This window comes from Micromonospora sp. NPDC047730, assembly GCF_043204765.1.
In the GTDB taxonomy this organism is placed as follows: Bacteria; Actinomycetota; Actinomycetes; order Mycobacteriales; family Micromonosporaceae; genus Micromonospora.
This window is the reverse complement of sequence record NZ_JBIDCU010000001.1, coordinates 603,119-628,925: the sequence shown is the minus strand read 5'-3', so window position 1 is coordinate 628,925 and position 25,807 is coordinate 603,119. Positions and strand designations below refer to the sequence as shown.

Below are 25,807 nucleotides of genomic sequence, written 5' to 3'. Positions count from 1 at the left end.
GACGGGCGGCCGGGCGGCGGGGCCGGGGCCGGGCGGAGGCTCAGTGCGCCGGAAGGAGGGCCGCGCCGCGCCCGGCCACCACCGCGCCGATCAGCCGGAGGGCGTCGGCGGCGGGCATCGGGTCCAGGGCGCGGCCGCCGCGCAGGCGCAGCGAGACGTCGCCCTCGGCCGCCTCGCGGGGGCCGATCACGGCGGCGTACGGGACCCGGGCGCGGGCGGCGTCGCGGATGCGGGCACCCAGCGAGCCGGCCGACTCCACCTCGACCCGCAGCCCCGCCGCGAGCGCGTCCCGGGCGAGCCGGGCCGCCGCCCCGGCCTGGTCGTCCCCGACCGGCAGCACGACCAGCTGCACCGGGGCGTACCAGGCGGGGAAGGCGCCCTCGTGCACCTCGATCAGGTACGCGAACAGCCGCTCCATGCTGCCGACGAGGCTGCGGTGCACCATCACCGGTCGACGCCGCCCCCCGGTCGGGTCGGTGTACGACAGGTCGAACCGCTCCGGCTTGTCGAAGTCGAGCTGGACGGTGGAGAGGGTGGACTCCCGCCCGGCGGCGTCCAGCACCTGGATGTCGATCTTCGGCCCGTAGAACGCCGCCTCCCCCGGGGCCTCGGTGAACTCCACCCCGTCGAGCGCGGCGCGGAGCAGCTCCTCGGCCCGCGCCCACTGGTCGTCGTCCCCGACGTACTTCTCCCCCGGCCCGCGCAGCGACAGCCGGAACCCCGCCGGCCGTACGCCGAGCGCGGCGTGCGCCTCGCGGATCAGCCGGAGGATCTCCGCCACCTCCTCGCCCACCTGCTCCAGGGCGCAGAAGTTGTGCGCGTCGTTGAGCGAGATGGCCCGCACCCGGGACAGCCCCCCGAGCACCCCCGAGCGCTCGGCCCGGTACATGCCGCCCAGCTCGGCGATCCGCAGCGGCAGTTCCCGGTAGGAGCGGCCCCGGGCCCGGTAGACGAGGGCGTGGTGCGGGCAGAGCGCCGGGCGCAACACGAACTCGTCGTCGGCGGAGAGCTTCATCGGGGGGAACATGTCGTCGGCGAAGTAGCCGAGGTGGCCGGAGAGCTCGAACAGCTCCCGCTTGCCCAGCGGCGGGGTGTGCACGTGCCGGTAGCCGGCCCGGCGCTCCAGGTCGCGGACGTACTCCTCGACGGCGTGCCGGGCAGCGGCGCCGGCCGGCAGCCAGAGCGGCAGCCCGGCGCCGGCCAGCGGGTCGGAGACGAACAGGTCCAGCTCCCGGCCGAGCCTGCGGTGGTCGATCATGTCGCGCTCCTTGATCGGGTACGACCCGGAGGCGACCCGGTCACCGGACGCCACGAGGCCCCGGGGCGGATCGCCCCGGGGCCTCGTCGACGGTCAGGTCAGTGCGGCGCGCCGGGGTCTCCCGGCGTCGTCGTCAGCACCGCACTGCTCATGCGGCGACGGTACGCCCGCCCGCACGGGGGCCGCAGCCGGTTTTACGCGGGCGGCGCGGCACCTCACGCCCTGCCCGGGGTCGCGGGAGCGGACGGCCCACGGAACGGGGGCGGGCCGCCGGCACGGGACCTGCCGGCGGCCCGCGGCGGCCCCGTCGTCGAGAACGGGGGACCCGACGGCGGTGGGGCCGCGCGCCGACAACGGTACGCCGACCGACGCCGATCCGCCGACCCCCGGCGGCGGTACGCCGTCGCGTCACCTTCGCCGACACCCGCTCGTTGGTCCCGGGTAGCCCTGCCGTGTCGGCGGTCACCACGCGCCAGGGCTGTGCCCGGTGACGCCGGACACGCCGTCAGGCTCGGTACCCCGATCGGCCCCATCCGGCGAGGTGGCAGTGGTGCCCGAACTACTCACTGAGGTCGCGTCGCCGACCTGGGCGTACCTCGCGCTGCTCGCGCTGCTGGTCGCCGACGCCTTCGTCCCGGTGATCCCCACCCAGGTCGTCATGATCACCAGCGGCGCCCTGACCGTGTACGGCGGGCTGAACCTGCCGGTGACCATCGCCGTCGGCGCGCTCGGCGTCTTCGCCGGGGACCTCGCCTGCTACCTGATCGGGCGGGGCGCACCCGACCGCCGGTCGCCGCGCGGCGTCGCGCCGGGCCGGGCCCGACGGGTCGCCAGCCGGGTCACCCAGGGGCTGCGCCGGCCCGGCCCGCTCGTCATCCTGCTCTGCCGCTTCGTGCCGGGCGGCCGGATGGCGGCCTGCTTCTCCGCCGGCCGCAGCCGGTACCCGTACCGGCTGTTCCTGCTCTACGAGGGCCTGGCGGCGCTGGGCTGGGCGACGTACGGCGGGCTGGTCGGGCACCTGGGCGGGACGGCGCTGACCGAGTCGGCGTGGCGGCTGGCGGTGATCGCGGCGGTGGCGGCGGCCGGGTTCGCGGCGGCGGGCTGGGCCATGACCGTCGTCGGCGCCCGGCGGGCAACCGGGCCGGATCCGGCGGTGCCGGTCGTCGTCGGGGCGCGGGCGGACGTTCCCGGGGCGGACTGACCCACCCCGGCCGCCTAGGGGTGGTCCCCGGGACCGATCTCGGTGGCCCGCCCGGATCCGTCTGGGGTCCCCCGCGGGACAGGCTGAGACATGCCTGGTACCCGGAACAGTGGACTGCTGGCCCTCGGCGGGATCGCCGTGGCGGCGCTGCTCGCCGTGATCGGCCACGTCGAGGTGAACGACGACCTGAACCCCTGGGCACTGACCGTCAGCGACTTCGCGGTCTCCGACCGCGGCGGCGTGATCGACGCGGCCATGGTCGTGCTCGCCGCGGCCACCGCCGTCCTCCTGCCCGCCCTGCGGCGCGCGCACCGCTTCCCCGCCGCCCGCCCGGGGCGGACCGCCGAGCTGCTCCTGGCCGCCTGGATCGGCGGGCTGCTGCTGGCCGCGGTCGTGCCGACGAACGAGCCCGGCCTGCCCATGGACACCGCCGCCTACGTCCACCGGTACGCCTCGGTGGTCGCCTTCCTGGCGCTGCCGCTCGCCGGCTGGCTGCTCGCGGCCCGGCTGCCGGCCGTCGCCCGCGCGGTCCGCGGGCTCACCCTGGTCAGCCTGGCCCTCGCCGCGACGATGGTCTGGTCGGCCTACCCGGGCGACCGGCTGCTGCTCGGGCTCGTCGAGCGGCTGCTCATCCTCGCCGAGGTCGCCGTGCTCGCCGTCGTCGCGGTCACCCTGCTCCGCCGGTCGCCCACGGCCGACCTCCCGGGCGGCCGGGTCACTCCAGCTCGTGGAGCATGAGCTGGCGGGCGGCCTCGGTGACGGAGCCGGACAGGCTCGGGTAGATCGTGATGGTCTGGGCCAGCTCGTTGACGGTGAGGTTGTTCTCCACCGCCATGGTGATCGGCAGGATCAGCTCGCTCGCCTTCGGCGCCACCACCACGCCGCCGATCACCTGGCCGCTCGCCGGCCGACAGAAGAGCTTGACGAAGCCGTCGGCGAGGCCGTCCATCTTCGCGCGGGCGTTGCCGTCCAGCGGCAGCATGACCTGCCGGGCCGGCACCTTGCCCGCGTCGACCTCGTCCTGCGAGACGCCGACGGTGGCCAGCTCCGGGTCGGTGAACACGTTCGCCGCGACGGTACGCAGCCGCAGCGGCCGGACGGCCTCGCCGAGCGCGTGCCACATCGCGATCCGGCCCTGCATGGCGGCGACGCTGGCCAGCGGCAGCACCCCGGTGCAGTCGCCGGCGGCGTAGATGCCGGGCACGTTGGTGCGGGAGACCCGGTCGACGGTGACGTACCCGCCCCGGGCCAGCTCGACGCCGTACTCGGCCAGGCCAAGGTCGGCGGTGTTGGGGATCGAGCCGACCGCGATCAGCGCGTGCGATCCGGACACCTTCCGGCCGTCGGAGAGCTCGACCTCCACCCCGTCGGCGGTGCGGCGCACGGCGTCGGCCCGGGAGTTGTTCAGGATGCTCATGCCCCGGTTGCGGAAGACCCGCTCGATGGCCATCGCCGCGTCGGCGTCCTCGTGCGGCATCACCCGGTCGCGGCTGGAGACCAGGGTCACCTGCACGCCCATCGCGAGGTAGGCGCTGGCGAACTCGGCGCCCGTGACGCCGGAACCGACCACGACCAGGTGCTCGGGCAGCTCCGGCAGGTCGTACACCTGACGCCAGGTCAGGATGCGCTCGCCGTCCGGTACGGCGGTGGGCAGTTGGCGCGGGGTGGCGCCGGTGGCGATCAGCACGGTCGACGCGTCGATCGTGTGCTCCTCGCCGCCGTCGGCCGGGGTGACGACCACGCGGTGGGTGTGGCCGAGCATGTCCTCGCCGAGCCGGGCGGTGCCCGCGACGAAGGTCACCCCCGCCTTGACCAGCTTGGCGTGGATGTCGGCGGACTGGGCCAGCGCGAGGCGCTTGACCCGCTCGTGCACCGCCCGGGCGTCGACGGTGACGGCCTCCAGCCCGTCGGAGTGCACCCCGAACTCCTCGGTGTCCCGGTAGCCGGTCACCACCTCCGAGCTGGCGATGAAGGTCTTCGACGGGACGCAGTCGGAGAGCACGCAGGCACCGCCGGCACCTTCGGCCTCCACGACGGTGACGTCGGCGTCAAGCTGCGCGGCGACCAGGGCGGCCTCGTAGCCCGCCGGTCCGCCGCCGATGATCACGATCCGGCTCACAGCGCTCGCCCTTCGTCAGTGCTCACAGTGACTTTCTTCTCCCGAACGCGTCCGACACGCACCGTCGTATTCTCCCCCACCCGGCGGGCGGGCTATCGTCATCGCCGTGCGTCATTACGCCGCCTACGGCTCAAACCTCGACCCCGCCCGCATGCGCGCCTACTGCCCACACTCGCCGATGGTGGGCACCGGCTGGCTGGAAGGCTGGCGGCTCACCTTCGCGGGCGAGGACGTGATCGGCTGGGAGGGCGCGGTCAGCACCATCGTCGAGTCCCCCGGCGACCGGGTGTTCGTGGCGCTCTACGACATCCACCCCTACGACGCCGCCCAACTCGACGAGATCGAGGGGGTGACCGCCGGCACGTACCGCAAGCTGCACGTGCGTGTCTCCACCCTCGACGGGGACGTGACCGCGTGGGTCTACGTCTTCGACGGCTACGAGGGCGGCCTGCCCACCTCGTGGTACCTGTCGGAGATCGCGAACGCCGCCGAGAAGGCGGGCGCGCCGGACGACTACGTCACCGAGCTGCGGTCCCGCCCCACCGGCACCGCGTCGGCCTGACGCGGCTCGTCGGCCCAGCGCGTTTCCCACGGCCCCAGTCTGCTACCGGGCGGGCCGCCGCCTCGATCCGGCCCCGGCCGGGGTCGTCAATCACACACCCGTGGCCGGGACGACCAACTCGTACATGTCGGTCCAGCGCACCTCGCGCAGCCCCACGGACCGGTAGAGCGTGACCGGGGCGGTCGGGTTGGTCAGGTCGACGCCCAGCCCGGCGGCCTCCCGGCCCTTGGCGGCATAGACGGTGAAGGCCCGCCACAGCAGCGCCGCCCCCACCCCCCGCCGCCGGTACGCCGGCAGCACCGACAGGCTGCGTACGAAGCCCTCGTTCTGCTCCAGCGCCTGGTCGGAGGACTGGAGCGCCCCGGCCGGCACCCCGTCGACCTCGGCGACGAACCACTCGTCCCAGGTGGTGCCGAACGGGATGATCCGCTCCCGCCACCGGTCGAAGCCGACGGGCTCGTAGTCCGGGGTGTCGCGAAACGCGATGTCGTAGATGCGGTGGAACTCGCGCAGGTCGGTCTCGTCGTCGCCGCGCAGCGGGCGGACGGTCACCCCGGGCGGGGGCGGCGGCTCGGCGGGCAGCCCGGCCAGCGGTCGGCGCATCCGCACGTACCGCTTGGCCCGGCTGAACCCGGCCTCGGCCAGCTCCGCCGCCCAACGCGTCTCGGGGGCGAAGACGGCCGTACGCACGGTCAGCTCCGGCAGGCCCCGCTCGGCGGCGCGTTCGGCGACGCGGTCGAGTTGCCGGGCGAGCAGCGGCGCGCGCACGTCGGCGCCGCGCTCCGGGTCCACGTACACCTCGACGAACTCGCGCCCCACGCCGGTCGGATTGTCCAGCGTCGCCCAGGCCACGACCACGCCCTCCGGGTCGGTGACCAGCCACGAGTCGCGCGCCGGGTCGAAGAACGGCGCGGTCAGCGCGGCCGTGACGTCCTCGGCGTCGAAGTCGGGGTGACCGACGGCGAAGGTGTCGGCGACGTGCACCACGGCCAGGATCGCCGGCACGTCGTCGAGGGTGGGGCGGCGGGCGTGCCAGCCGGCGGGGAGAGTCACGGGGGCGATCCTGACAGGCGGGCCGGCGGAATGCCGCCGAATTTTCCGCGGCCCCCACGTCACGCCGGTCCCGGCGCCGGGGCGTCGGGCCGTACCGGCCCGGGATGCCGGCACGGGTGCCGACGGAAGCGCGCTCAGCCCCGGCCCGCCAGGCGGGCCCGGGTCGCGAGGAGCAGATCCACCAGCTCGGCGCCGTCCGCCGGGCCGAGCGCCGCGAACGCCGGCGAGGTCAGCCGGTCGGTCACCGCCTCGGCCCAGAGCCGCCGCCGGACCAGCGGCCCGACCGGCGGGTACGGCGGCGGCCAGCCGCAGGCCACCGCGCCCGCCTCCCCCTCCGGCCCGGCGAGCACGGCCTCCAGCGGGGTCATCCCGCCGGCCCGGACAGCGAGCAGGTACGCCCCGGCGAAGTGCTCCCGGAGCAGGCGCAGGCCGACGGCGGCCCGGGCGCCGGCGGTGCGCTCCGGCACCGGCATCGCCCGCCACGCGGCGAAGAGCGGCATGCCGCTGGCGTCCGCCGCCTCGACGGCCCGGCCGAGCAGCGCCGCGAGCCGACCCGCCCCGGGGAGGGCGTCGAGGTGCTCGTCACCCCAGCGGCAGCACTCGGCGAGGGTGGCGGCGGCCACCTCGACCGGCCGGACGGTGCGCAGGGCAGCGTCCCAACCGTCGGCGACCGCGTCGGGGGCGAGGAAGCCGAGGGCGGCGGCGACCGTCTCGGCGCGGACGTCGCCGAGGGCGCCGGCCCGGCCGGTGACGTAGAACGCCCAGCCGGAGATCCCGAGCAGCCGCGCCCGGCGCAGGGTGGTCGGGCAGCGGGTGAAGGCGTCACCGAGCTCGAGCACGACGGGCTTGCTGGCCGCGGCGACCTGTTCCGGCGTCATCCGCCCGCTCCCGGGTCGACCCGTCCGTCCACAGGGGTCAGTCTGCCGCGTCGTCGCCCGGCTCGGCATCCCCCTCTTCGGCGTCGAGGGCCTCCACCGCCGCCTCGACCTCGCCGGCGCGACGGCGGGCGGCGGTGGCGGTCCGTTCCGCCCCGCGGCGGGCGAGCTTCGCCCGGCTCAGGTCCTGCTCGGCGACGGCCCGTCGCCGCTCCAGCTCGGCCAGCTCCGCCTCGATCGCGTCCAGGGCGGCGGCGCCGTCGCGCTCGGCCGCCGTCGCGTCGGCCAGCTCCGCCTCGGCCCGTTCCTGGTCGGTACGCGCCTTCGCCAGCTCCTTCTCCAGCGCCCGCCGCCGCCGGGCCCGTTCCGCCCGGGCCGCTCGTTCCGCCTGCTCGGCGCGGAGGGCGGCCCGGTCGGCACCCGCCCGCCGCTTTCCGGCCGGCTCGGGCCGGGGCTCCGGTTCCGGCTCCTCGCCGCCGGTCACCAGGCGCAGCTGCGGGCGGGGCACCTCCCCGAACCCGGCGTAGTTGGCGGCCCGCAGCAGCCGGCCGGAGCGGACCTGCTCGGCGACCTCGGTGTCGGAGAGCGCGGCGTTGAGGGTGCCCTCCACCTCGGCCAGCGGCAGCTTCCCGGCCGACGGCGCCCCCTCGGCCTCGGCCGCCAGCTTGCGCACCTCGGCGACGAGCGCGCCGACCACCGCCCGCCGCTGGGCGGACAGCTCCCGGAGCCGGGGCCCGCGCAGTTCGCGTTGGGCGGACCGCAGCGCCTCGGCGAGCTGGGCCAGGTCGGCGACCAGCTCGGGGCGGCGGATGGCGAGCAGGTTGACGAGCCAGGCGGCCACGGTGGGGCGACGCAGCCGGGCGATCTCCCGGGCGGTCTTCGGGTCGCCGGCCCGGCGCGCCTCGGCGGCGGCCTCGTCGCGGATCGTGACGAACCGCTCCGGCGGGGTGGTGTAGAGCCGGTGCACCAGCTCTCGGGGCGGGCCGGGCATCGCCGTCAGGCGTCGATTCGCGTGCCCGGTTCGAGCCGGCGGTAGTCGACCTCGGAGAGCCGGGTGAAGTTGCTGTTCAGGACGCCGAGCCCGTGGTCGTTGAGCAGCCCGTCGTGCAGCGCGTACGCCCGGCGCGGGGCGACGGCGCGGAGGAAGTCCAACGACTCGGAGAACTTCGTCCACGGGGCGTGGATCGGCAGGAAGAGCGTGTCGACCTGCACGTCCTCCGGGACGACCAGGGAGTCCCCGGGGTGGTAGACCACGTCGCCGATCAGGTAGGCCAGGTTGTCCACCACCGGGATGTCGGGGTGGATCACGGCGTGCCGGCCGCCGTAGGCGCGCACCGGCACCCCGGCGGCCGTGAACGACTGTCCGGGCTGGACCGGGTCGAGCGCCTCGGCCGCGTCGCCCAGGGTGCCGGCGAGGGTGGCCGGGCCGTGGATGCGGAACGGACGCCGGTCGAGCTGCCGGGTGACCGCCTCGACGTGCACGTGGTCGGGATGCTCGTGGGTGATCAGCACCGCGTCCGCCCCGTCGAGTGCCGCGGGCTCGCTGAACATGCCCGGGTCGACGACGAGCACTCCCCCGTCGTGCTCCACGCGGAGGCAGGAGTGGGCGTACTTGGTGACGTGCATCGTGACTCCAAGATTATCGAATCGTGATGTCCTGAGCGCAGTCTGCCGGAACCGGCGTGTTGGCGCGCCACGTCTGACGTATCGCCCCACACGGGGGCGAGGACGAGGGGAACCGGGATGGACGGACGGGAACGACGGCGTCGGGGCGCAGGGCTGACGGCCGCCGCGCTGGTCGCGCTGCTGGGGTTGGTGGCCTGTGGCAGCGGCGACTCCGGCGGGAGCAGGGACTCGGCCGTCAGCGCGCCGGAGGCCGCGCCGGCGGACAAGAACCGGGCCGGCAGCGGGGCGGAGCGGGGTGGCGGGCAGGCCGAGCAGGGCGGTGCCGGCGCGCCGGACCTGCGGGTGGACCAGCGGTCCATCATCTACACCGGCACGATGCGGGTGCAGGTGGACGATGTGGATGCCGCCGCGCGGAGCGCGGTCGCCACCGTGACGGCGGTCGGCGGCTTCGTCGGCGGCGACCAGCGGCGCAGCGCCGACGCCGACGCGACGGCGCAGCTGGAGCTGCGGGTGCCGGCGGCGAAGTTCCACGAGGTCGTCGACGAGCTGGCGAAGCTGGGCCGGCAGCAGCGCCGGGAGATCCACACCGAGGACGTCACCGAACAGGTGGTCGACCTGGACGCCCGGATCACCACCCAGCGCGCCCGGGTGGAGAGCGCCCGCCGGCTGCTGGCCCGGGCCACCACGATCACCGACCTGGTGTCGCTGGAGAACGAGCTGTCCCGCCGGGAGGCCGACCTCGCCTCGTTGGAGGCGAAGAAGAAGCGGCTGGCGGACCTGACCAGCCTGTCCACGATCACCGTGTCGCTGGTCGGGCCGGACGTCAGCACCGCCGACGAGGAGACCGAGATCGGCTTCCTGGTCGGGCTCGAGGGCGGCTGGCAGGTCTTCCTCACCTCGATGACGGTCCTGCTGACCGTGCTGGGCGCGGTGCTGCCCTGGCTGCTGGTGTTCGGCGTACCGCTGGCGGTGCTGCTGGTGGTGCTGCGCCGGCGGCGGCGCAGGGGCCCGCCGCCGGTGACGCCGGCCGGCCCGGCGGAGCCGCTGCCTACCGCGCCGCCGACAGTGCCCGCAGCGCGGTCTGGACCATGAGCCGCACGCCGACCGGGATGGCCCGCTCGTCGACGTCGAACGAGGCGCGGTGCAGATCCACGTTCGGGCCGGAGCGGCCCACGCCGAGCCGGGCGAGCGCGCCGGGGACGTACTCCAGGTACCAGGAGAAGTCCTCGCCGCCCATGCTCTGCGGGGTCTCGGCGATGCCCTCCGGCCCGAGCGCGGCGGCGGTGGCGGCGGTCAGGATCTGGATGGCCCGCGAGTCGTTGCTGACCGGGGGGCGACCGCGCAGGTATTCCAGGTCTACGGTGGCCCCGGTCGGCGCGATGACGTCGCGGACGACCTGACCCACGATCTTGGGGGCCAGCTCCCAGGTGTCGCGGTCCATCACCCGCAGGGTGCCGGAGGCGCACGCCTCGGAGGGGATGACGTTGTAACGGGTGCCGGCCGAGGCGTGGCCGAACACCAGCAGCAGCCCGCTGTTGGCCGGCACCCGGCGGCTGACCAGGGCCGGCACCTCGGTGATCAGGCGGCCCAGCGCGTCGACCAGGTCGACGGTCAGGTGCGGTCGGGCGGTGTGCCCGCCGGGGCCGGTGAGCCGGACGGTGACGTTGTCGGCGGCGGCGGTGATCGGGCCGACCCGCAGGCCGACCTTGCCGACCGGCTGGTTCGGGTCGCAGTGCAGCGCGAAGATCTGCACCACGTCGTCGAGGCCGCCGGCCTCGATGACCTCCAGCGAGCCGCAGGGCAGGATCTCCTCGGCCGGCTGGAAGATCAGCCGGACCCGGCCGGGCAGCTCGCCGAGGTCGGCGAGCTGCGCCAGCAGCATGCCGACGCCGAGCATGACGGTGGTGTGCACGTCGTGGCCGCAGGCGTGGCAGACGCCGTCCACGGTGGAGCGGTACGGCACGTCCTTCGAGTCGGTCAGCGGCAGCGCGTCGATGTCGGCGCGCAGCGCGACCACCGGGCCGTCGGGCCGGCCGTCGATGTCGCAGATGACCCCGTTGCCCTTGGGGAGCAGTCGCGGGCTCAGCCCCGCCAGGGAGAGCTCCCGGGCGATCAGGGCGGCCGTCTCGAACTCCTCGCCGGAGAGCTCCGGATGCGAGTGGAGGTGACGACGGGTGGCGATCAGCCCGGGCACCCGGAGGGCGAGCAGGTGGTCCAGCTCGAACGGCAGGGGCTGGGACCCGGACGGCGTCTCCGGCCAGGACGACGCCAGCTGGTTGCCGGTCGGCAGCGTCAACGCACTCGTCACGTCGAATTCTCGTTCGCTAGAGATGGATGGATCATCAGGAACAGCAGACAGCCTAGACCTCCGGCGGTGACGCTGCGCAACCTCGTTCCGGTGATGATCAGAGCGCACAGCGTCACGAATGCCCTGCTGGGAGCGTTCGTAGATCTGCGGGACAGCAGGTAGATCGCGATCGAACGCCGTCATCTGCCCCACACCTCCTACACCGCGTAACCGACCCGGCCGTCACCAAATCGACGCCGATCTCGGGGCCGTCGTTCCGAATTGTCGCATTAGTCGGTCCGGTGAACTGACACTCCGACAATTACGCGACCGCTGTCGGCGACGAGGCTCCGAAGACGGTCACACGACCGAGCACGGAACGACCGCACACCGTGTGCGTCCGGGCCCACCCCGTCGGATACCCCCGAACCCCTCCGGCAACCGCCACGACCGGTGGGCCGCGCCGCCCCGCCGCACGCGGAAGCCCTCCGGCGGCGTCGCCGGGCCCGCTCCCGCGGTCTGCGTCGCCGATCGGCGACGGGAACTGACTCCGACTGTAGCGCTCGCCCGGCATGCGGCGCGACCTGCGCAAACGTCCCGACCGACCGGCCTGCGGGGTCCACCGGAACGGCCGACGGGCCGGTCAGGTCGGGGCGGTCAGAAGCGGTCGGCCGGGCGGTGCAGCCCCCATACCTGGCGCAGGGTGCCGCAGACCTCGCCGACGGTGGCGCGGGCCCGCAGCGCCTCCTTCATCGGGTAGAGCACGTTCTCCGTGCCCTCGGCGGCGGCGCGCAACTCCGCCAGCGCCCGCTCGACCGCGCCCGCGTCCCGCTCGGCGCGCAGCCGGGCCAGCCGCTCGGCCTGCGCCGCCTCGATCGCCGGGTCGACCCGCAGCGGCTCGTACGGCTCCTCCTCCTCGATGGCGAACCGGTTGAGGCCCACCACCACCCGCTCGCCGGAGTCGATCTCCTGCGCGATCCGGTACGCGGACTGCTCGATCTCCCGCTTCTGGAAGCCCGCCTCGATGGCGTCGACCGCCGAACCGTGGTCGAAGACCCGGTCCATCAGCTCGGTCGCCGCCACCTCGATCTCGGCGGTCATCGCCTCCACCACGTACGAGCCGGCGAACGGGTCGACGGTGGCGGTCAGGTCGGTCTCGTACGCCAGCACCTGCTGGGTGCGCAGCGCCAGCCGGGCCGCCTTCTCGGTGGGCAGCGCGATGGCCTCGTCGAAGCTGTTGGTGTGCAGCGACTGCGTGCCGCCGAGCACCGCGCCGAGCCCCTGCACCGCCACCCGGACCAGGTTCACCTCGGGCTGCTGGGCGGTGAGCTGCACGCCCGCCGTCTGGGTGTGGAAGCGCAGCATCATCGACTTCGGGTCCTTGGCGCCGAAGTCGTCGCGCATCAGCCGGGCCCAGATCCGCCGGGCGGCCCGGAACTTCGCCACCTCCTCCAGCAGCGTCGTACGGGCGACGAAGAAGAACGACAACCGGGGCGCGAAGTCGTCCACGGCCAGCCCCGCCGCGAGCGCGGCCCGGACGTACTCGACGCCGTTGGCCAGGGTGAACGCGATCTCCTGCGCGGGCGTCGCGCCGGCCTCGGCCATGTGGTAGCCGGAGATGGAAATGGTGTTCCACTTCGGCACCTCCTTGCGGCAGTAGCCGAAGGTGTCGGCGACCAGCCGCAGCGACGGCTTCGGCGGGAAGATGTACGTCCCCCGGGCGATGTACTCCTTGAGGATGTCGTTCTGGATCGTGCCGTTCAGCGCCGTGCCGGGGACGCCGTTCTCCTCGGCCACGAGCTGGTAGAGCAGGAGCAGCACCGAGCCGGGCGCGTTGATGGTCATCGAGGTGGAGACCTTGTCCAGCGGGATGCCGTCGAAGAGCAGCCGCATGTCCTCGATCGAGTCGATGGCCACCCCGACCTTGCCCACCTCGCCGTGCGCGATCGGGTCGTCGGAGTCGTAGCCCATCTGCGTCGGCAGGTCGAAGGCGACCGAGAGGCCCATCGTGCCGGCCCGCAACAACTGGTGGTACCGCGCGTTGGACTCGGTGGCGGTGCCGAAGCCGGCGTACTGGCGCATCGTCCAGGGACGGGAGGTGTACATGGTGGGGTAGACGCCCCGCGTGTACGGGAACTCGCCCGGGCCGCCCAGCCGGGAGTCCAGGTCCTCCGGAAGGTCGGCGGCCGTGTAGACGCCCTTGATCGGGAAACCGGACTCGCTTGACCGCCGTTCGCTCATTAGCGGATGGTAGGACGCGCGACGGCGACGGCGGGTGAGGGATAGCGCACACCCGACCCGTGGACATCGACGAGAGGTGAACGTCAGGGCACGTATGGTCCAGTTCGGTAAACGTCCGTCGCGTCGGGTTTCGCATCGGGCGTCGGAACCAGCAAGATAGGGGGGTTGTGTCCCAGCCCCCCTCGATTTCCCCCGGTGGCTTTTCTGTGACTCAGATCCCGACGTGGAGCGGCGGACCAGTCAGTCCCCCCAACGGACGCGCGACCCCCGGCACGACCATCGGTGGTCGTTACTCGCTGCGTTCCGCGGTGGGCAACGGCGGCATGGGCACGGTCTGGCGTGCCACAGACACGCTCCTGCGGCGGGACGTCGCCGTCAAGGAGGTCGTCCTGCCCCCGGGTCTGGCCCCCAGCGATCGCGACGCCATGTACGAGCGCACCCTGCGCGAGGCCCGCGCGGCGGCCGCGATCCAGCACCCGGCCGTCGTGCAGGTCTACGACGTGGTCACCGAGGGCGGCCGGCCCTGGATCGTGATGGAGCTGCTGGACGCCCGCAGCCTCGCCGACATGGTGATCGAGGACGGGCCGGTCGCGCAGCGGGTGGTCGCCAAGATCGGCATAGCGCTGCTCGGCGCGCTGGAGGTGGCGCACGCGATCGGCGTGCTGCACCGCGACGTCAAGCCGGCCAACGTGCTGATCTGCGCCGACGGCCGCTGCGTGCTGACCGACTTCGGCGTGGCCCGGATGCCCACCGACGTGCAGCTCACCACCCCCGGGATGGTGCTCGGCTCGCCGCACTTCATCTCCCCGGAGCGGGCGATGGGCCAGGAGTTCGGGCCGCCGAGCGACCTGTTCTCGCTGGGCGTCACGCTCTACACGGCGGTGGAGGGGCGGCCCCCGTTCGACAAGGGCGACCCGATCGAGACCATGCACGCGGTGGTCGAGGACCCGCCCGCCCCGCCGCAGCGCAGCGGGCCGCTGACCCGGGTGCTGATGGGCCTGCTGGAGAAGGACCCGGCCCGCCGCCTCGACGTGCACACCGCCCGGGCGATGCTGCGCGAGCTGCTCGCCGGCCCGCTGACCAGCAACGCCGCCGCGGTGAACTCGATGACCGACCCGTACTCGGTCGTGCCGGTGCAGCAGCGGCCGCTGCCCGCCCCGCCGGCCGCCCAGCCCGAGCAGCCGAAGCCGACCGGGCAGATCGGCGGGCGGGCGATGCTCAACCCCGGCGAGTCGCTCACCGACCGGCTGGCCGCGCTGCGCCGGGGCGAGCGCCCCGCGCAGGCCGCCCTCCCCGCCAGCCCCGCCGCGATGGAGGACACCAGCGCCGACGCGCTGGCCGGGCCGCTGCACACCCCCACCGGCGCGATGCCGGCCCCGGGCGCCCCCGCGCCGGCCGGCCGCCCCTACGGCGGCCCCGAGGCCACGCCGCAGGTCGCCGGCTCCGACGCCACCCAGCAGCTGCGCACCAACGCGGCCGGCCTCGTCGGGTTCGGCGGCCAGCCGGACGCCACCCAGCGGATGGGGGCCGGCGCGCCCGCCTTCGGGCAGCCGGACGCCACCCAGCGGGTGGGCGGGGGCGCGCCCGCCTTCGGGCAGCCGGACGCCACCCAGCGGATGGGCGCGGGCGCCCCCGTCTTCGGCGGCCAGCCGGAGGCCACCCAGCACCTCGGCGGCACGTACGGCGGCGGCCAGTGGTCGGTGCCGGGCACCGGGCAGCCCTGGGCGACCCCCGCCACCGCGCCGGCCGCCGCCGGCGGCGGGCTCGGCGGTCGGGTGGGCGCGATCGGCAACCAGGTCGTCGGCACCGTCAAGGGCTGGCCCCGCAAGGTGCAGCTCGCCGCCGCCGGCGGCCTGGCCGTGGTGCTGCTGATCGGGGTGGTCGTCCTGTTCACCGGCGGCGACGACGCGCCGACCATCCCGCAGGCCGCCCCGACCTCGGCGGCCCCGGCCGGCGCGCCCGAGATGAAGGAGCACTCCGGCAAGGGCGTGCGGGTCATGGTGCCGCAGGGCTGGGAGCGCAAGAGCGCCGGCAACTGGGTCGACTACGTCGACCCGCAGGACGAGGGCCGCAAGGTGCGGATCCTCGTGGAGGACTTCCGCACCACCTCGATCCGCTGGGCCGAGGTCGCCGAGGACGGCCTGAAGACCCGCTCCAAGTCCTGCGTCAAGCCGTACGCCCAGCTCGCCATGAACGAGATGGAGTGGGTCGGCAAGCAGGCGGCCGAGTTCGAGTACACCTGCGGCGAGGGCGAGACCAAGCGGCACGGCGTGTGGCGCGGCGTGGTCCACGACGGCAAGGCGTACTCGTTCTACCTCACCTCCACCGACGCCAAGTTCGCCGAGAGCAAGCCGATCTTCGACGAGATGGTGAAGACGTTCCAGCTCACCGACGCCGGCTGAGCGCAGGGGAAGAGAAGCGGTGATCCGCCGGCGTGCTATCAAGAGGCATGCCGGCGGAAACCACTGACATCGACGACATTCGCGAGCAAGCACGGCGCTGGCTCGACGACGACCCCGACCCGGCCAGCCGGGACGAGCTGCGGGCGGTGCTCGACCGCCTGCCGGCGAGCGCCCCGGAGCTGGCCGACCGGTTCGCCGGCCCGTTGACCTTCGGCACCGCCGGGCTGCGCGGCCCGCTGCGCGCCGGTCCGAACGGGATGAACCTCGCGGTGGTCACCCAGGCCGCCGCCGGGCTGGTCGCCTGGCTCGCGGCCCAGGGCGGCACCGGCCCGCTGGTGATCGGGTACGACGCGCGGCACGGCTCCCGGCAGTTCGCCGAGCGGACGGCCCAGGTCGCCACCGGCGCGGGACGCCCGGCGCTGCTGCTCCCCCGCCCGCTGCCCACCCCGGTGCTCGCGTACGCGGTGCGGCACCTCGGGGCGGTCGCCGGGGTGATGGTGACCGCCAGCCACAACCCGCCGCAGGACAACGGCTACAAGGTCTACCTCGGCGCGGAGCTGGGCGGGGCGCTCGGGGCGGGCGCGCAGATCGTGCCGCCGGCCGACGCCGGCATCGAGGCCGCGATCCGGTCGATCGGCCCGCTGGCCGAGGTGCCACTCGGCCCGGCCGGGCAGGTGCTCGGCGACGACCTGGTGGCCTCCTACGTGGAGCGGGCCACCGGAGTGATCGACCCGGACGGGCCGCGCGACCTGGCCGTGGCGTACACGCCGCTGCACGGGGTGGGGGCAGCGGTGCTCACCGCGGCCTTCGCCCGGGCCGGCTTCCCGGTGCCCGGGGTGGTACCCGAGCAGGCGGAGCCGGACCCGGCGTTCCCGACCGTCTCCTTCCCCAACCCGGAGGAGCCGGGGGCGGTGGACCGGCTGGTCGCCCTCGCCGAGTCGACCGGCGCGGACATCGCCATCGCCAACGACCCGGACGCGGACCGCTGCGCGGTGGTCGTCCGGGACACCGGCCCGGCGGCGAGCGCCCGCGGGGAGGTCGCCGGTCCCCCGGCGCCGGACGCCGACCGGCCCGGCTGGCGGATGTTGCGCGGTGACGAGGTGGGCGTGCTGCTGGCCGACCACCTGATGCGGCGCGGCGTCACCGGCCTGTACGCCACCACGATCGTGTCGTCTTCCCTGCTGCGGGCCATGTGCGCCGCCCGGGGCCTGCCCTACGACGAGACGCTGACCGGGTTCAAGTGGATCGTGCGGGCCGGCGGCGGGGCCGAGCCGCTGGTCTACGGCTACGAGGAGGCGCTCGGCTACTGCGTCGCCCCGGAGCACGTCCGCGACAAGGACGGCATCACCGCCGCGCTGACGGTGGCCGAGCTGGCCGCCGGGCTGAAGACGCAGGGGCGCTCCCTGACCGACCGGCTGGACGAGCTGGCCGCCGAGTTCGGCGTGCACCACACCGACCAGCTCTCGGTGCGGGTGGACGACCTGCGGGTGATCGCCGACGCCATGGCCCGGATCCGCGCCGCGACACCGGCCGCGCTGCTCGGCCACCCGGTCACGGAGGCGCAGGACCTGCTCCCCGAGGCGGACGTGGTGATCCTGCGCACCGGGGCCGCGCGGGTGGTGATCCGGCCGTCCGGCACCGAGCCGAAGCTGAAGGCGTACCTGGAGGTGGTGGAGCCGGTGGCGGACGGCGACGTCGCCGCGGCCCGCGCCCGGGCCGCGGAGGCCGTCGCGGCCCTGCGCGCGGAGATCGCGGCCGCTCTCGGTCTCTGACCGGGCTTCCGGGCACCCGCCCCCCTGCGCCCTTTGCTCTGCTTCACCCGACGCAACGGAAACGCCGTGTCGCGTGGGTTGGAGCAGAGCAAAGGGCCGGGGGTGGGTGTCGGTTCGGGGCGTGCGCGTGGCGTCAGCGGCGCGGGGCAGCGCCGGATCGCTGGCGTGCGCGTCGGGTCAGCGGCGCGGGCCGAGGGCGGCGTCCACCGCGCTGCCCAGGGCGGCCACGACCAGGCCCACCGAGGGGCGGACGACCGAGTCGTCGAGGCTGACGTTGCCGGAGAAGCCGGCGCCGCCGGCGATCTCCTCCAGGCGGCGGCGGGCGTCCCGGGCCGCGTCGCCGGTCAGACCCAGGGCCGGCTCCATCCGCAGCACCGCGACCAGGGTGGCCAGGGCGGCCGTCCGCTCGTCGGGGAGCTGCCCGTCGGCCAGCGCCTCGGCGAGCCGGCGCCGGGTGTCCGCCTCCACGGCGGGATCCACCGTCGGGTAGCGGTGCACGTGGATGAAGCCCAGCTCGGTCTCGTCGACGTCACGCACCACGCCCTGGGTGCACAGGGCGTCGAGGATCTTGTCGCGCAGGCCGTGCCGCAGCCGCTGCACCCAGGACGACGGGCTGTGCGGGGTGTCGGCGGCAATGCGGGCGAGGACCCCGTCGACGAGCGGCTCGCCGGTGGGCGTCGGGTCGGCCACCGCCAGGGCCCCCTCGGAGTAGACGATCCGCCCGGCCAGGGCCAGTTCGATCAGTACCGCGGCGGCCATCCCCAGGTCGAGGCTGATCCGCGGCATGGTCGCCTTGCCGGTCTCGTCGTCGTACGCGAGGAGAAGCAGCTCTTCGGCGAGAGCAACACCAGTCATGGCCGGAGACGCTAGCGGGTGCGCGCATTCCGCGCACCCACTCGACGTCGATGGCGCGCCGCCGCTCCCGTACGCCTCGCCGTCGCCGCAGGCCGGGGCGGTCGGGGCGCGCCCCGACCGCCCCGGCGGGCCGGACGGTCAGTTCACCGTGTCGGTGCGACGGGCCTTCAGCAGGAGCGCGTAGTGCAGCACGCGGCGCTTCGGGGCCGTCTCCAGGTACTCGTGGGCGAGCAGTTCGCCGGTCGACGGGTCGAAGACCAGCAACATCTGCGCGCGCTCCACAATCAATCCCTGGCCCGCCGGCGGGACGAGGTCGGCGGTGACGGCCACGCCTTGGCGGCCCGCCCGGTCGACGACCCGGCCGCGCCACACGAATCCGGGATTCTCGGCCAGGATGGTGAGGAGGTCGGCCCGGGTCCGCCGCGGCACCAGGTAGCTGCTGTAGAGGTGGTACGTGCGCATGGCCACGTCGCCCGCCGACTGGTCGATCCGGAGCCAGCGCGCGAGTTCCGCCCGGTCGGCCGGCAGCCGCCGGGCCACCGGGTCGGGCGGAATCTCGGCGATCCCTGGCGGCCGCCTGGTGGCCGAGGGGTTGGCACTGGGCGACTGTGGCCGCGTGGACCAGTATTCCCGGGACGCCGCGTCGGGGAACTCGACGCCCAGGGACTTGGTGTCCTGCCAGCGGCGGCCGTCGTCCGCCACCCATTCACGACGTTCCTGCACGTAGCTCATCCTGTGGCCCTCGGGCGAAAACACGGTCGGGCTGCCCCAGGACTTGGTGTGGTGGTAGGAGTAGGGGCCGGCGGCGCCTTCGTGTGGTGCGTCCACGATGCGCGCGGCGAGCGCCCGCAGGTGCCGCCCGGCCGGTTCGGTGGCGGTGACCTCGTAGGACACCGGTTGGAGCACGACCCCGTCGACCGGCTGCGGCGACGTCGGTAGGGCGGGCACCGGCCCGTCCCGCAGCGCCTGCGCCAACCCGGCGGAGCCGAGCGCGGCCACCGCGGCGGCTGCGCCGACCAGCACGGTGCGCCGCGGTGCGGCCCGCCGCACCGGCCCGGCCGGGGTCGCGGTCGCGTCCTCCGCGCGGAGGATCAGGTCGTGGGCGGTGAGGGGTGACGGGGGCACGACGGCGTCACGCGCCGGGTCGGCCGGGTGAAGAAGCTCCCGGACCTGCTGCTTGGTGTGCATGCTGCTGCTCCTCTCAGACGTGGGCGGACGCCGGCCGGGCGGCGCGGGCGGGAGTGGAGGTGGCCAGGGCGGAGCGCAGTCGGCGCCGGGCCCGGTAGAGCCGCACGGCGGCGGCGGAGCGGGTGCAGCCCAGGACGACGGCGGCATCCGCGACGCTCAGGTCCTCCCAGCCGACAAGCCGGAGGATCTCCTGGTCGGCTTCGGACAGCGTGCGCAGCGCCCGGTGCAGGTCGAGCACCGGCGCCACGGCGTCGGGCTCGACGATTCGTGCCGGTACGTGGTCGGCCTCGGCGAGCGGGAGCAGGCTCGGACCGTCGCGCCGGGAACGCCACCGGTTCGCCACGACGTGGCGCGCGACGGCGTAGAGCCACGGGAGGGCGCGTTCGGGCACCTCGCCGCGCCGCCGCCAGACGACGACGAACACGTCCTGGGCGAGTTCGGCTGCCGCGTCGGCATCGGGAAGCCGGCGCAGGCCGTACCTGACGATGTCCGGGTAGTGCGTGGCGTAGAGGCCGGTGAACCAGTCCTCGCCCCGCTCACCCACGGGTTTCACTATCGATCTCCCGACCGCAGTTCCTGACAGGGACACCACGTATGTGTCGCGGGCGGGGTGGATCGTTACCGGCGGCCGGGGTAGAAAGTCACCGGCCGGGGCGGGACGGCCTGTCGGCCGGGGGCACCCGCCCCGACGGCGCCGGGGCGGGTGGCGTGGCGTGGGGCTCCGCCTAGAAGCGGGGCATGCCGCCGAACTGGCGGTCGCCGGCGTCGCCGAGACCCGGCACGATGAACATCCGGTCGTTGAGGCCCTCGTCGATCGAGGCGGTGACCAGGCGCAGCGGCAGGCCGGTGCGCTCCAGCCGCTCGATGCCGACGGGCGCGGCGAGCACGCAGAGCACCGTGATGTCGGTGCAGCCCCGGTCGGCCAGCAGCCGGCAGCAGTGCTCCAGCGAGCCGCCGGTGGCGAGCATCGGGTCGAGCACCAGCACCGGCAGGCCGCTCAGGTCCCGGGGCAGCGACTCCATGTAGGCGCGCGGCTCGTACGTCTCCTCGTCGCGGGCCAGGCCGACGAAGCCCATCGACGACTCCGGCAGCAGGCCGAGCGCGGCGTCGGCCATCCCCAGGCCGGCCCGCAGCACCGGCACCAGCAGCGGCGGATTGGCCAGCCGGGTGCCCTCGGTGCCGGTGACGGGGGTCTGCACCGGGTACTTCTCGATCGGGAAGGAGCGCGCGGCCTCGTACACCAGCATGGTGGTGAGTTCGTGCAGCGCCGCCCGGAACGAGGAGGAGTCGGTGCGCGCGTCCCGCATGGCGGTCAGCCGCGACTGGGCGAGCGGATGGTCAATGACGTGTACGTCCACGATCGCTCAACCTACCGGTCCGCCCGCGTCCGCACTGCGGGTGCGGGCGGAGCAGCGACGTCGCTCACCACCCGGATCGACCGACGGCACCGTGACCAAGATCACGCATCGGTCGGATGCGTAGACTTCGGAGCATGACGGCGACAGCGACGTCGGCCCGGTCGGAACTCTCCGAGCTGGGACGATCCGAGACCGCTCTGCGGACCTTCCTGCACGGCCTGCCCGGCGTGGACCAGGTCGGCGCGGAGCAGCGAGCGGCACAGCTCGGCACCCGCTCCATCAAGACCACCGCCAAGGCGCAGGCCATCGACCTGGCGATCCGGATGGTCGACCTGACCACCCTGGAAGGGGCGGACACCCCCGGCAAGGTGCGGGCCCTCGCGGCCAAGGCGCTGCGCCCCGATCCGGCCGACCCGTCCTGCCCGCACGTCGGCGCGGTCTGCGTCTATCCCTCGATGGTCCCGCACGTCGCCGAGGTGCTGCGCGGCAGTGGGGTGCACCTGGCCAGCGTGGCGACCGCCTTCCCGTCGGGTCAGGCGCCGCTGGAGGTCAAGCTCGCCGACACCCGGGCCGCCGTCGCGGCCGGCGCCGACGAGATCGACATGGTGATCAACCGGGGCGCGTTCCTGGCCGGCCGCTACAAGGAGGTCTACGACGAGATCGTGGCCACCAAGGAGGCCTGCCGGGACGCCCACCTCAAGGTGATCCTGGAGACCGGCGAGCTGGCCACGTACGACAACGTGCGCCGCGCCTCCTGGCTGGCGATGCTGGCCGGCGGCGACTTCATCAAGACCTCCACCGGCAAGGTCCCGGTGGCCGCCACCCCGCCGGTGACCCTGGTGATGCTGGAGGCGGTCCGCGACTTCCGCGCCGCCACCGGCCGGCAGGTCGGCGTGAAGCCGGCCGGCGGCATCAAGACCACCAAGGACGCGATCAAGTACCTGGTGATGGTCAACGAGACCGTCGGCGCGGACTGGCTGGACCCGGACTGGTTCCGGTTCGGCGCCTCCAGCCTGCTCAACGACCTGCTCATGCAGCGCACCAAGCTGACGACCGGCACCTACTCCGGTCCCGACTACTTCACCCTGGACTGAGAGCCGATGTTCGAATACGCACCCGCCCCCGAGTCCCGCTCGGTGGTGGACATCAAGCCCTCGTACGGGCTCTTCGTCGACGGGACGTTCGTCGACCCGACCGACGGCGGCAGCTTCAAGTCGATCAACCCGGCCTCGGAGGAGGTGCTCGCCGAGGTCGCCGAGGCCGGCGCGCAGGACGTGGACCGTGCCGTCCGCGCCGCCCGGCAGGCGTACGAGAAGGTCTGGGGTCCGATGCCGGGCCGGGACCGGGCCAAGTACCTGTTCCGGATCGCCCGGATCATTCAGGAGCGCTCCCGCGAGCTGGCGGTGCTGGAGTCGCTGGACAACGGCAAGCCGATCAAGGAGTCCCGCGACGTCGACCTGCCCCTGGTCGCCGCGCACTTCTTCTACTACGCCGGCTGGGCCGACAAGCTCCCGTACGCCGGCTTCGGCGCGAACCCGCAGCCGCTCGGCGTGGCCGCGCAGGTCATCCCGTGGAACTTCCCGCTGCTGATGCTGGCCTGGAAGATCGCCCCGGCCCTCGCCGCCGGCAACACGGTCGTGCTGAAGCCGGCCGAGACCACCCCGCTGACCGCCCTGCTCTTCGCCGAGATCTGCCAGCAGGCCGACCTGCCCGCCGGCGTGGTCAACATCGTCACGGGCGCCGGCGACACCGGCCGAGCCCTGGTCGAGCACCCGGGCGTGGACAAGGTCGCCTTCACCGGCTCGACGGAGGTGGGCCGGGCCATCGCCCGCGCGGTGGCCGGCACCCGCAAGAAGCTCACCCTGGAACTGGGCGGCAAGGCGGCCAACATCGTCTTCGACGACGCCCCGGTCGACCAGGCGGTCGAGGGGATCGTCAACGGCATCTTCTTCAACCAGGGGCACGTCTGCTGCGCCGGCTCCCGACTGCTGGTCCAGGAGTCGGTCGCCGACCGGGTGCTGGAGTCGCTGAAGCGGCGGATGGCCCAGCTCCGCGTCGGCGACCCGCTGGACAAGAACACCGACATCGGCGCGATCAACTCCGCCGCCCAGCTCGCGCGGATCCGGGAGCTGTCCGAGGCCGGGTCCGCCGAGGGCGCCGAGCGCTGGTCGCCGCCGTGCGAGCTGCCCGAGCGCGGCTTCTGGTTCGCGCCGACGATCTTCACCGGGGTCACCCAGGCGCACCGGATCGCCCGGGAGGAGATCTTCGGCCCGGTGCTGTCCGTGCTGACGTTCCGCACCCCGGCCGAGGCCGTCGAGAAGGCCAACAACACGCCGTACGGGCTGTCGGCCGGGATCTGGACCGACAAGGGCTCCCGGATCCTGTGGATGGCCGACCGGCTGCGCGCCGGCGTGGTCTGGGCCAACACGTTCAACAAGTTCGACCCCACCTCGCCGTTCGGGGGCTACAAGGAGTCGGGCTACGGTCGCGAGGGCGGCCGGCACGGGCTGGAGGGCTACCTCAATGTCTGAGCGGGTCGCGGTACGCAAGACGTACAAGCTCTTCATCGGCGGGAAGTTCCCGCGCAGCGAGTCGGGACGGTCGTATCTCGTGCAGGACTCGAATGTCTCCCTGGCCTCCCGCAAGGACGCGCGGGACGCCGTCGTCGCCGCCCGCGCCGCCGTGAAGGGCTGGGCCGGGGCGACCGCGTACAACCGGGGTCAGATCCTCTACCGGGTGGCCGAGATGCTGGAGGGCCGGCGCGAGCAGTTCGTCGCCCTCGGCGTGCCCGGCGACGAGGTGGACGCGGCGGTCGACCGCTGGGTCTGGTACGCGGGCTGGTCCGACAAGCTCCCCCAGGTGTACGGCGGCGCCAACCCGGTCGCCGGGCCGTACTTCAACCTCTCCTCGCCGGAGCCCACCGGCGTGGTGGCGGTGGCCGCCCCGGAGCAGCCGGCGCTGCTCGGCCTGGTCAGCGTGATCGCCCCGGCGATCGTCACCGGCAACACCGTCGTGGTGGCGGCCTCGCCGGCGGCGCCACTGGCCGCGGTGACCCTGGCCGAGGTGCTGGCCACCTCCGATCTGCCGGGCGGGGTGGTCAACATCCTGACCGGCCGCCTGTCGGAGACCGTGCCGACGCTGGCGAGCCACATGGACGTCAACGCGATCGACCTGACCGGGGTGACCGACGCCGAGCTGGCGGCGGAGCTGGAGGTCAAGGCGGCGGAGAACCTGAAGCGGGTGCTCCGGCCGGCCCCGGCCGACCACGACTGGTTCGCCGACCCGGGCATCACCCGGATGACCAGCCTCCTGGAGACGAAGACGGTCTGGCACCCCAAGGGGGTGTGAGGTCGCGGTCTGCCCGCGTGGGGTTTCGGGGGGAGCCCACCCGCTCCGGGCGGTCAGGCTTGATCCCTCCGCGGGCGGGCTCCCCCCGAAACCCTCTTCGGCCAGGTCCGCGGAAGGGGGTCGGACTCAGGTGTACCGCCCGGGGAGGGTCGGGCTCAGGTGTGCTGCCCCGGGGAGGGGCGGCTCGGGTGTGCTGGCCTGAGACGGGTCTACTACCAGGGGTAGGATTGCGGCGTGACTCGGCTTGGTGATCTCGAACGTGCGGTGATGGACGTGCTGTGGGACTCGGTCCCCGCCACGTCGGACGGGATCACCGTGCGCGAGGTGGCCGACGCGCTGGACGGCCGCGAGCTGGCGTACACCACGGTGATGACCGTGCTGGACCGGCTGGCCGGCAAGGGCATGGTGCAGCGTGAGCGGGAGGGGCGGGCCTGGCGCTACCGGGCCGCCGCCAGCCGCGAGGCGCACATCGCCCAGCTCATGCTCGACGCCCTCGACCTCGGCGGCAGCCGGGACGCCGCGCTGGTGCGCTTCGCCCACTCGGTGACCGGCACCGAGGCCGAGGTGCTGCGCGCCGCGCTGGCCGCCGAGGCCGCCGGCGGCATGCCGGCTGCTCCGGGTGAGCTGACCGACCGGGTCGAGGCGCCGACCGACCGGGTCGTCCGCCCGCCCGTCGCCGACGAGGTCACGGACCGGTAGGGCGACGGCCGTGGCGTACGCTCTGCACTTCGCCGCGTCGATGCTGGCCTGCCTGCTGACCGCGCAGGTGCTGGCCCGCTCCACCTGGCCGTGGCGCAGCCCCCGGGTCGCGATCCTCTGCTGGCAGGCGATCGGGCTGGCGCTCGGCCTCTCCGAGGTGGGCCTGCCGATCGCGGTGGGTCTGGCTCCGTACGAGCGGCCGACCGGGAGCGCGTTGCTGGCCCTGGCCGGCGATCTGGCGCACGGCACCCTGCCGCCCGGGCTCGGGCCCGTCCAGCTGAGCCTGGTCGCCTTCGGCTTCGGCATCGGCGCCGTGCTGCTGACCGCGACCGTACGCACCCTGCTCCACACGGTGCGCGCCCAGCGCCGGCACCGGGACCTGCTCGCCCTGGTGGCCCGGAACGATCCGGCGGCACCCGGCGCGCTCGTGCTCGACCACCCGAGCGCGGCGGCGTACTGCCTGCCGGGGGTGAAGCCGCAGGTGGTGGTCAGCGCCGGGACGCTCAGCCTGCTGGACCGCGCCGAGCTGGCGGCGGTGCTCAGCCACGAGCGGGCCCACGCCCAGGAACGGCACGATCTGGTGCTGCTCCCGTTCACCGCGCTCTGCCGGGCGCTGCCCTGGTTCGGCTGGGTGCGCGGGATCCACGAGCGGGTCGCGCTGCTGGTCGAGATGCGCGCCGACGACAAGGCCCGGGAGGCGCACCCCGAGGCGCTGGGCCGCGCGCTGCGCCGGTTCGCCGCAGCCGGAAGTCGGATCACTCCGGCCGGCGCCCTCGGTCTCGGCGACCGTGACCTGGACGTCCGGGTGCAGCGCCTGCTGGTCGCCGACCGGCCGCCCCGGGTGCTCGGCGCCGTCGCCCTGTCGGTGGCGACCACGCTGGCCGTCCTGCCGATCTCGCTCTTCCTCAGCTGACCGGCGCGTCGGATGCGCCCCCAAACCACTACGCCTCGCCGCACCCAGTT

At 74.4% G+C, this 25,807-nt stretch carries 23 protein-coding genes; 11 read left to right on the top strand and 12 right to left on the bottom strand.

What is annotated here, in order from left to right:
* Nucleotides 1-40 precede the first annotated feature (40 nt).
* Nucleotides 41-1,258, bottom strand: coding sequence for a threonine--tRNA ligase (gene thrS / locus ACGF5G_RS03060; RefSeq protein ID WP_393258497.1), 1,218 nt, complete (start codon nucleotides 1,256-1,258; stop codon nucleotides 41-43).
* 550 nt (nucleotides 1,259-1,808) lie between these two features.
* On the opposite strand from thrS, the gene ACGF5G_RS03055 reads away from it, so the two are divergent.
* Nucleotides 1,809-2,459: a DedA family protein gene (locus ACGF5G_RS03055; protein ID WP_393258495.1), complete on the top strand. Its 651-nt coding sequence runs from the start codon at nucleotides 1,809-1,811 to the stop codon at nucleotides 2,457-2,459.
* Nucleotides 2,460-2,549: 90 nt separating this feature from the next.
* Complete coding sequence (locus ACGF5G_RS03050; RefSeq protein WP_393258493.1) at nucleotides 2,550-3,197, top strand: DUF998 domain-containing protein; 648 nt, start codon at nucleotides 2,550-2,552, stop codon at nucleotides 3,195-3,197.
* On the opposite strand, the gene ACGF5G_RS03045 is transcribed toward ACGF5G_RS03050, so the two are convergent.
* A complete protein-coding gene (locus ACGF5G_RS03045) occupies nucleotides 3,175-4,578 on the bottom strand; it encodes an NAD(P)H-quinone dehydrogenase (protein WP_393258491.1) in 1,404 nt (467 codons plus the stop codon). The two genes, ACGF5G_RS03050 and ACGF5G_RS03045, sit on opposite strands and share 23 nt — an antisense overlap.
* 106 nt (nucleotides 4,579-4,684) lie before the next feature.
* Here ACGF5G_RS03045 and ACGF5G_RS03040 point away from each other — a divergent pair, with 106 nt between their 5' ends.
* Entirely contained in the window at nucleotides 4,685-5,140 is a 456-nt protein-coding gene (locus ACGF5G_RS03040; RefSeq protein WP_393258489.1) for a gamma-glutamylcyclotransferase, read from the top strand.
* A gap of 90 nt (nucleotides 5,141-5,230) precedes the next feature.
* Here the strand turns inward: ACGF5G_RS03040 and ACGF5G_RS03035 are convergent, their stop codons facing one another.
* From ACGF5G_RS03035 to ACGF5G_RS03020, 4 genes are all read right to left on the bottom strand, one after another.
* Nucleotides 5,231-6,193, bottom strand: coding sequence for a GNAT family N-acetyltransferase (locus tag ACGF5G_RS03035; protein ID WP_393258486.1), 963 nt, complete (start codon nucleotides 6,191-6,193; stop codon nucleotides 5,231-5,233).
* Nucleotides 6,194-6,327: 134 nt separating this feature from the next.
* The gene (locus ACGF5G_RS03030; protein ID WP_393258484.1) at nucleotides 6,328-7,071 is read right to left on the bottom strand and encodes a hypothetical protein; all 744 of its coding nucleotides are present in this window, start codon (nucleotides 7,069-7,071) and stop codon (nucleotides 6,328-6,330) included.
* 37 nt (nucleotides 7,072-7,108) lie between these two features.
* Nucleotides 7,109-8,059 carry a hypothetical protein gene (locus ACGF5G_RS03025; RefSeq protein WP_393258481.1) on the bottom strand — a complete coding sequence of 317 codons (951 nt, stop codon included), beginning with the start codon at nucleotides 8,057-8,059 and terminating at the stop codon, nucleotides 7,109-7,111.
* A 5-nt stretch (nucleotides 8,060-8,064) separates the two neighbouring features.
* Entirely contained in the window at nucleotides 8,065-8,694 is a 630-nt protein-coding gene (locus ACGF5G_RS03020) for an MBL fold metallo-hydrolase (protein WP_393258478.1), read from the bottom strand.
* A 117-nt stretch (nucleotides 8,695-8,811) separates the two neighbouring features.
* Between ACGF5G_RS03020 and ACGF5G_RS03015 the strand changes: the two genes are divergently transcribed.
* On the top strand, nucleotides 8,812-9,786 hold the full coding sequence (locus tag ACGF5G_RS03015) for a DUF4349 domain-containing protein (protein WP_393258476.1): 975 nt from the start codon (nucleotides 8,812-8,814) through the stop codon (nucleotides 9,784-9,786).
* Here the strand turns inward: ACGF5G_RS03015 and ACGF5G_RS03010 are convergent.
* Nucleotides 9,743-11,002, bottom strand: a complete 1,260-nt coding sequence (locus tag ACGF5G_RS03010) for an amidohydrolase (protein WP_393258473.1) — start codon at nucleotides 11,000-11,002, stop codon at nucleotides 9,743-9,745. The two genes, ACGF5G_RS03015 and ACGF5G_RS03010, sit on opposite strands and share 44 nt — an antisense overlap.
* 636 nt (nucleotides 11,003-11,638) lie before the next feature.
* On the bottom strand, nucleotides 11,639-13,222 hold the full coding sequence (locus ACGF5G_RS03005) for a methylmalonyl-CoA mutase (RefSeq protein WP_393258471.1): 1,584 nt from the start codon (nucleotides 13,220-13,222) through the stop codon (nucleotides 11,639-11,641).
* Between the two features lie 206 nt (nucleotides 13,223-13,428).
* Between ACGF5G_RS03005 and ACGF5G_RS03000 the strand changes: the two genes are divergently transcribed.
* Both ACGF5G_RS03000 and ACGF5G_RS02995 read left to right on the top strand, forming a co-directional pair.
* Nucleotides 13,429-15,624 (top strand): protein kinase, encoded by a 2,196-nt coding sequence (locus tag ACGF5G_RS03000; protein WP_393258469.1) that lies wholly within the window; start codon nucleotides 13,429-13,431, stop codon nucleotides 15,622-15,624.
* 47 nt (nucleotides 15,625-15,671) lie between these two features.
* Nucleotides 15,672-17,396, top strand: a complete 1,725-nt coding sequence (locus ACGF5G_RS02995) for a phospho-sugar mutase (protein WP_393258467.1) — start codon at nucleotides 15,672-15,674, stop codon at nucleotides 17,394-17,396.
* A 177-nt stretch (nucleotides 17,397-17,573) separates the two neighbouring features.
* Here the strand turns inward: ACGF5G_RS02995 and ACGF5G_RS02990 are convergent, their stop codons facing one another.
* The 4 genes from ACGF5G_RS02990 to upp form a co-directional block, all read right to left on the bottom strand.
* Nucleotides 17,574-18,251, bottom strand: coding sequence for a GPP34 family phosphoprotein (locus ACGF5G_RS02990; protein WP_393258465.1), 678 nt, complete (start codon nucleotides 18,249-18,251; stop codon nucleotides 17,574-17,576).
* Nucleotides 18,252-18,389: 138 nt separating this feature from the next.
* Entirely contained in the window at nucleotides 18,390-19,439 is a 1,050-nt protein-coding gene (locus ACGF5G_RS02985) for a CU044_5270 family protein (RefSeq protein WP_393258462.1), read from the bottom strand.
* A gap of 13 nt (nucleotides 19,440-19,452) precedes the next feature.
* A complete protein-coding gene (locus tag ACGF5G_RS02980) occupies nucleotides 19,453-19,983 on the bottom strand; it encodes an RNA polymerase sigma factor (RefSeq protein WP_393258460.1) in 531 nt (176 codons plus the stop codon).
* 181 nt (nucleotides 19,984-20,164) lie between these two features.
* On the bottom strand, nucleotides 20,165-20,797 hold the full coding sequence (gene upp, locus ACGF5G_RS02975; RefSeq protein WP_393258457.1) for a uracil phosphoribosyltransferase: 633 nt from the start codon (nucleotides 20,795-20,797) through the stop codon (nucleotides 20,165-20,167).
* 134 nt (nucleotides 20,798-20,931) lie between these two features.
* Here upp and deoC point away from each other — a divergent pair, with 134 nt between their 5' ends.
* From deoC to ACGF5G_RS02950, 5 genes are all read left to right on the top strand, one after another.
* The gene (gene deoC / locus ACGF5G_RS02970; RefSeq protein ID WP_393258454.1) at nucleotides 20,932-21,891 is read left to right on the top strand and encodes a deoxyribose-phosphate aldolase; all 960 of its coding nucleotides are present in this window, start codon (nucleotides 20,932-20,934) and stop codon (nucleotides 21,889-21,891) included.
* A 6-nt stretch (nucleotides 21,892-21,897) separates the two neighbouring features.
* Nucleotides 21,898-23,328, top strand: a complete 1,431-nt coding sequence (locus ACGF5G_RS02965; RefSeq protein ID WP_393258452.1) for an aldehyde dehydrogenase family protein — start codon at nucleotides 21,898-21,900, stop codon at nucleotides 23,326-23,328.
* Nucleotides 23,321-24,145: an aldehyde dehydrogenase family protein gene (locus ACGF5G_RS02960; protein ID WP_393258450.1), complete on the top strand. Its 825-nt coding sequence runs from the start codon at nucleotides 23,321-23,323 to the stop codon at nucleotides 24,143-24,145. The genes ACGF5G_RS02965 and ACGF5G_RS02960 overlap by 8 nt, the downstream gene beginning before the upstream one ends.
* 234 nt (nucleotides 24,146-24,379) lie before the next feature.
* Nucleotides 24,380-24,844 carry a BlaI/MecI/CopY family transcriptional regulator gene (locus ACGF5G_RS02955; protein WP_393258448.1) on the top strand — a complete coding sequence of 155 codons (465 nt, stop codon included), beginning with the start codon at nucleotides 24,380-24,382 and terminating at the stop codon, nucleotides 24,842-24,844.
* 10 nt (nucleotides 24,845-24,854) lie between these two features.
* Nucleotides 24,855-25,757: a M56 family metallopeptidase gene (locus ACGF5G_RS02950; protein WP_393258445.1), complete on the top strand. Its 903-nt coding sequence runs from the start codon at nucleotides 24,855-24,857 to the stop codon at nucleotides 25,755-25,757.
* Nucleotides 25,758-25,807 lie beyond the last annotated feature (50 nt).